We start from the raw sequence: 6,202 nt of genomic DNA on the forward strand, positions 1-6,202 counted from the left end.
CTCTTTTTAATGTGCATTATTATGAAAGAAGTTAAATTCTTAAGAATTTCTTTAGATTATTATAATTATCTTCTTTATTTTTAAATAGTATTATAAAATTAATATAATGGGTAAAGGATAAATTTGGAGGGATTAACATATGGATGTAAATAGTATATTGGATTATTTGGCACAGTATGGAGTAATATTTATATTTGTAATTGTATTTTTAGAATATTTAAACCTACCAGGGCTTCCAGCAGGAATAATAATGCCGTTAGCAGGTTTATGGATATCAAGAGGAAATATGAATTTTCCATTTGTTTTATTTCTTTCAGTTATTGCAGGACTAATAGGAAGTTGGTGTTTATACTTCTTAGGTTTTTATGGAGGAAACTTTCTTTTAAAAAAATATACTAATAAATTTCCAAAGCAGAAGGATTACATAGATGAGAAGTTAAATTACTTAAAAAGTAAAGGACATATGGGGGTATTCATAAGTAGATTAATACCGGTAGCAAGAACAATTATTGCTATTCCAGCTGGCGTGCTGAAAATGGACTTCTTAAAATATACTATATATTCAGCATGTGGAATATTTATATGGAATGGAGTATTTATTTCAGCAGGTTATATTTTAGGAGAAGGAATCTTTAAATACATTAGATAACTAAGTAGAAATAATAGAGGTTATAAAGTTATAACCTCTATTATTTCGTGGATTATAGTAAAACATAATAGGAAGGCTAAATTTATATAAGAAAAGTGTTTAAAATTACTTAAGAAATTCTTTAGAAATATATATAGTTGTTATTTAGTTTTGAAAAATAAAATTTATTTATAATAAATGAACGTTCAAAAATTTTAAAAAAAGTGGGGTAAATAAAATGAATAATTTGAGCTCATACAATATCTTGGTAGTAGAAGATGAAAATGATATAGCAATTGCAATAGAAGCATACTTAAATAATCAAGGATACAATGTCTTTATAGCTAATAATGGAATAGAAGGATTAGAATTATTAAAAAAAGAAACTTTTCATTTAGCGATAGTAGATGTAATGATGCCTAAAATGGATGGTATAACTTTTGTTATGAGACTTAGGGAAAATAATGATTTTCCTGTAATAATGCTTTCTGCAAAATCAGAAGAGGTTGATAAGATAATGGGTCTTAATATAGGAGCTGATGACTATGTAACTAAGCCTTTTAGACCACTTGAGTTATTAGCAAGAGTAAATTCACAATTAAGAAGGTACTCAAAATTTTTAAATATGGTAAAAGAGCCTGAAGCTAAAGATAATATTTATATTGTTGGTGGATTAGAATTAAACTTTGATACAAAAGAAGTTACTGTTGATGAAAAACCTGTTAAGTTAACACCAATTGAATTTAAAATATTAGCTTTGCTTATAAAAAATCCAGGAAGGGTATTTGCAGCTGATGAAATATATGAAAGAGTATGGAATGAACAAGCAATAAATACTGATACGATAATGGTACATGTAAGAAAAATACGTGAAAAAATTGAAATTAATCCGAAAGATCCAAAATATTTGAAGGTGGTGTGGGGAGTTGGATACAAAATTGAAAAGCAGTAATGATAATAAAGAATTTAATGATTCTGAAAATAATATTAATGAAATAAAAAAGTCAAATTATAGGGGTAGAAGTCTTATAGCAACTTTATTAGTTATAGCAATTATAGCAACAGCAGCATTGGGGATGTGTGCATCATATCCATTGATAGAAGAAAATGCAAAAAACGTTTCATATACAAATTATTTTGAAGAATATGATTTTATGGAAAAGTTAGCATGCACTTTGTATTCTTCGTATTATAATTCTTTAAATGAAAAAGCGGGGGGAACCCTAGACCCAGCATCAACATTATTAAATATACAAAAAAACATATATGATAATAATGAAGATTACAATGAAGAATACAACGAAAGTGAATTTTTAAATGGGTTTAATTCTAATTTTAATTATTGGAATCGAATTATAGATAGTCAACTTGCAAATTTGCAATATTATTCTTATGATAAAGCTAATAATAGAACAAAAACAAATATGAATTATGAAGTAGGTATTATTGAAAATAATATAGATTTATCATCAATAAAGAAGGATGAATATCAATTTTACGTAGCTATTAATTTTGATGAAAATGGTAATCTAACAATTAATGATATTAAGGGAGCTAGTATTCAAAATTTAGAATACAATTTAAAAATTGCTTTAAGTGATTTCTTAAGTGATAATGACTATGATAGTTATTATTATAATGCTACTATGAATCCAATTAAAAATATGGCTTTTGTATATGCAGTGCCTAAGGATTTAGTATTTAATGATTCAATATCATGGGGAATTAGAAATGCAGAGGCATATGGATATGAACTTGTAGGTGGGGTAGCGGTAATGATAATAGCTACATTAGTGGCGATAGCTGCATTAATATTCCCTATTAAAAGAGCAAATGAAACACCTCTATTTAAATGGGTATCCAAAATACCATTTGAATTTTGGATAATTATAGTATCACTTACAGTAGCACTTTTGATTTTATCTTCTGGGTATATGATTCATCCTGCATTAAATGGGCAATTAGAACATTTTGTTGGATTTAATGTTGATTGGTTTACTGGAACAGAAAAGGTTATATGGGCATTAAACTTTATTAATTGGTTTATAGAATTTGCAGTTGTATTCTTTGCTGTGTTAATAATAAAGTATATATTTAATTTGGGAATTAAAGAATACTTCAAGCGAAGAACAATATTGGGAATAGTATTAATGTTTTTTATTAGAATTATTAAAAGAACGTTAGATGAAGTTACAAAAGTAGATTTAAGAGAGAAAAACAATAAGTTAATAATAAAACTATTAGTAATAAATGCAGTAATATTATTAATAATAACTTCGATTTGGTTTTTTGGAATTCCTGTAGTTATACTATATTCAATAGTCTTATTCTTCGTAATAAGAAAATATGTAGATAAAATAAGCGAAAAATATAGTAAGTTAAGAGAAGCTACAAGTAAAATTGCGCAAGGAAAATTAGATGTTAATATAGAAGAAGATTTAGGGCTTTTTGAACCTTTTAAAGAAGATTTAAAAGAAATTCAAAAAGGTTTCAAAAAAGCTGTAGATGAAGAAGTTAAGAGTCAAAAAATGAAAACGGACCTAATATCAAATGTATCACATGATTTAAAGACTCCTTTAACAGCTATAATAACTTATGCAGATTTATTGAAGGATGAAAATTTACCAGAAGAAAAGCGTAAGCAATATATTGACACATTGGATAGAAAGGCTCAAAGGCTTCAAGTATTAATAGAAGATTTATTTGAAATGAGTAAAGCAACAAGTGGAAATATAACCTTAAATATAGAAAATATTGATGTTGTAGCTTTAATGAAGCAAACTTTACTTGAACTTGAAGATAAGCTTGAAGATGCCAATTTAACAGTAAGAAAGAACTTACCAGAAGGAAAGGTGATAATACCTTTAGATAGTCAGCGTACTTTTAGGGCTTTTGAAAATTTAGTAATAAATATGACTAAATATGCTATGCCTAATACAAGAGTATTTGTAGATATAGTTGAAAGTGAAGATTCTGTAGAAATAGTAATGAAAAATATGGCTGCAGAAGAAATAACATTTAATGTAGATACAATAGCAGAAAGGTTTGTTCGTGGTGATGAATCGAGAAATACAGAAGGATCAGGATTGGGCCTTGCAATAGCAAAGAGCTTTGTTGAACTTCAAAATGGAAAGTTTAATATAAGTGTAGATGGAGATTTATTTAAAGTTACTATTATTTTTGAAAAATAATAGTAATAAACTAGAATAAAAAATAATATGTTATAAGATAAAGGGAGTATAGTTAAGTATGATTTACTATACTCCCTTTATAGATTTATAAATAGAATGATTTTTAAAATTATACTATTATTAATATGTATAATTTTAAAATACTATAAATATATTACTTCATAAAGAATAAGACGTTTACTAGTGGGGGTGGGTTAATGTCATACAAATATTTATTAGATATTGCATTAATTTTATTAAGTACGAAATTATTGGGGTTAATAACAAGAAAATTTAATTTACCGCAAGTTGTTGGTGCATTGCTTGCGGGGGTTATACTAGGGCCATCAGTATTAAATGTTTTAAATGAAACTGATTTTATAAGTATGATAGCAGAGCTTGGAGTAATTGTATTAATGTTTACTGCAGGTTTAGAAAGTGATATAAGTAAATTGAAAAGTGTTGGTAAATCAGCATTTATTGTTGCAAGTATGGGAGTATTAATACCACTAATTGGAGGTACCGTTGTAGCATATATTTTTAATGATGGAAGTTTAACAACTGTTAGTGCATTTTTACAAAATGTATTTATAGGGGCTATATTAACAGCTACTTCTGTTAGTATAACTGTTGAGGCGCTTAGAGAGTTAGGTAAAATGAGCGAAAAATCAGCAAATGTAATTTTAGGTGCTGCAATAATAGATGATATTTTAGGAATTTTAGTTTTAACAGTAATAACAAGTATGGCTGATCAATCTATAAATATTGGAATAGTATTATTAAAAATTATAGGATTTTTAGTTTTTACAGTTGTTATTGGTTATTTAGTATATGTGTTTTTTGGAAAGTGGATAGAAAGATATGATGTAGATAAGAGAAGGTTTGTTATTGGTGCATTTGTTATTTGTTTATTAATGGCATTTATAGCTGAAGAGTTCTTTGGGGTAGCTGATATTACAGGTGCATTTGCCGCAGGATTAGTATTATCAAGAAATAGAGAAACTTCATATATTTCAAGAAGATTTGATATAATTTCATATATGCTATTATCACCGATCTTCTTTGCTAGCATAGGAATTAATATGAAAATACCAAAAATGAGTTTTGAAATTATAATAATGACAATAGCACTAGTAGCAGTTGCAATGCTAACAAAAGTAATAGGTTGTGGATTTGGAGCAAAAATTTGTAGGTTTAATAAAAATGAGGTTGTACAAATTGGGATAGGTATGATGTCTAGGGGAGAGGTAGCACTTATAATAGCTAACAAAGGAATGAAGATGGGGATTATGAATACTTATTTTTTACCAGCTGTTATAATAATGGTAATAGTATGTGCAATAATCACACCTATTTTATTAAAGAAAGCATATGAAATTAAAGAAATAAATGAAAGTGTATAATTATTATATTTAGTAAGAAGTAATGATCAAATTAAACTAAAAATAAATATTAATACAATTAAAGTAGTTGAATTAGGAATTATATATTAATTTCTATTCAGCTACTTTTTTATTTTAACTATAATTTTTACATTTTAGTGGAATCATATAAGTGAAATTATAGAAAATGCAGTTAGAATTGCAACAGCACTTGCAGATGCTTTTAGAACTGACGTTAATGGCTTACCACTGTCATTAATTATTTCTTGGTATGAACAAAAGGCTGTAGCTGATTTATTAGCATTATTATCACTTGGAATTAAAGGAATATTCTTAGGACCTACACTTCCAGCATTTTTAAGTCCAAATGTTCTTCAATATTTAGTTGATACTTTTGATTTAAGGAGTATAAGTACAGCTGAAGATGATTTAAAGACTTGTTTGAAACAAGAAATATAATAGTGAAATAGCATAAAGGTATTTAAATGATAGATAATTATTTAGATACCTTTATTATATAAAGAAGATAATATGTGAAATTAAATTATTTTTTTAAAAATGTAATGTTTGTTATGAAATAAAATGGTAATTTACTGTATAGTAATAATATAAGTTAAAGCAATATTAAGAAAGATATAAAGGGAGTACAGTGAATGAAGGCTATAGAAATAATGAATGAAGAACATAAGTATATTCTTAGAATGCTACAAGTAATAAGAAAATGCTGTTTTAAAATATTAAATAACGAAGAAGTTATATATGAAGATTTTGATAATATAATAGATTTTATTAGAAATTATGCAGATAATCATCATCATAAAAAAGAGGAGAAAATACTTTTTATTAAAATGGTAGAGGAACTAGGAGAGGCAGCAGAAAAGGCTGTTAATCATGGTATGCTTGTAGAGCATGATTTAGGAAGATTACATGTTAGAGAGTTAGTTTCTACTTTAGAAAAAGTAAAAGCTGGAGAGGAAGAAGCAAAGCTAGATGTCATAGCAAATGCAATCTCATATACACAT

Annotated in this window: 5 protein-coding genes and 1 pseudogene; all 6 read left to right on the forward strand. The window is 26.8% G+C overall.

The genetic code is table 11. The annotated features are described in order from the left end of the window. Positions 1-139: 139 nt before the first annotated feature. A complete protein-coding gene (locus tag I4V63_RS13885; protein WP_196001834.1) occupies positions 140-649 on the forward strand; it encodes a DedA family protein in 510 nt (169 codons plus the stop codon). A gap of 226 nt (positions 650-875) precedes the next feature. Beyond that, positions 876-1,580, forward strand: coding sequence for a response regulator transcription factor (locus I4V63_RS13890; RefSeq protein WP_196001839.1), 705 nt, complete (start codon positions 876-878; stop codon positions 1,578-1,580). After that, positions 1,555-3,819 (forward strand): sensor histidine kinase, encoded by a 2,265-nt coding sequence (locus I4V63_RS13895; RefSeq protein ID WP_196001835.1) that lies wholly within the window; start codon positions 1,555-1,557, stop codon positions 3,817-3,819. Before I4V63_RS13890 ends, I4V63_RS13895 begins: the two co-directional genes overlap by 26 nt. A gap of 197 nt (positions 3,820-4,016) precedes the next feature. Next, on the forward strand, positions 4,017-5,201 hold the full coding sequence (locus I4V63_RS13900; RefSeq protein ID WP_196001836.1) for a cation:proton antiporter: 1,185 nt from the start codon (positions 4,017-4,019) through the stop codon (positions 5,199-5,201). 165 nt (positions 5,202-5,366) lie between these two features. Further along, positions 5,367-5,639, forward strand: a pseudogene (locus I4V63_RS13905) (hydroxylamine reductase); the annotation flags it as partial. A 194-nt stretch (positions 5,640-5,833) separates the two neighbouring features. Next, positions 5,834-6,202: hemerythrin domain-containing protein (locus I4V63_RS13910; RefSeq protein ID WP_196001837.1), on the forward strand; the 369-nt coding region annotated here is incomplete at its 3' end.

The sequence above is a fragment of the Clostridium sp. 1001271B_151109_B4 genome, assembly GCF_015670405.1.
In the GTDB taxonomy this organism is placed as follows: Bacteria; Bacillota; Clostridia; order Clostridiales; family Clostridiaceae; genus Clostridium.

Coding starts and splice junctions, on each gene's coding strand:
- I4V63_RS13900 (WP_196001836.1), top strand. CDS start 4,017: ATGTCATACAAATATTTATTAGATATTGCATTAATTTTATTAAGTACG.
- I4V63_RS13885 (WP_196001834.1), top strand. CDS start 140: ATGGATGTAAATAGTATATTGGATTATTTGGCACAGTATGGAGTAATA.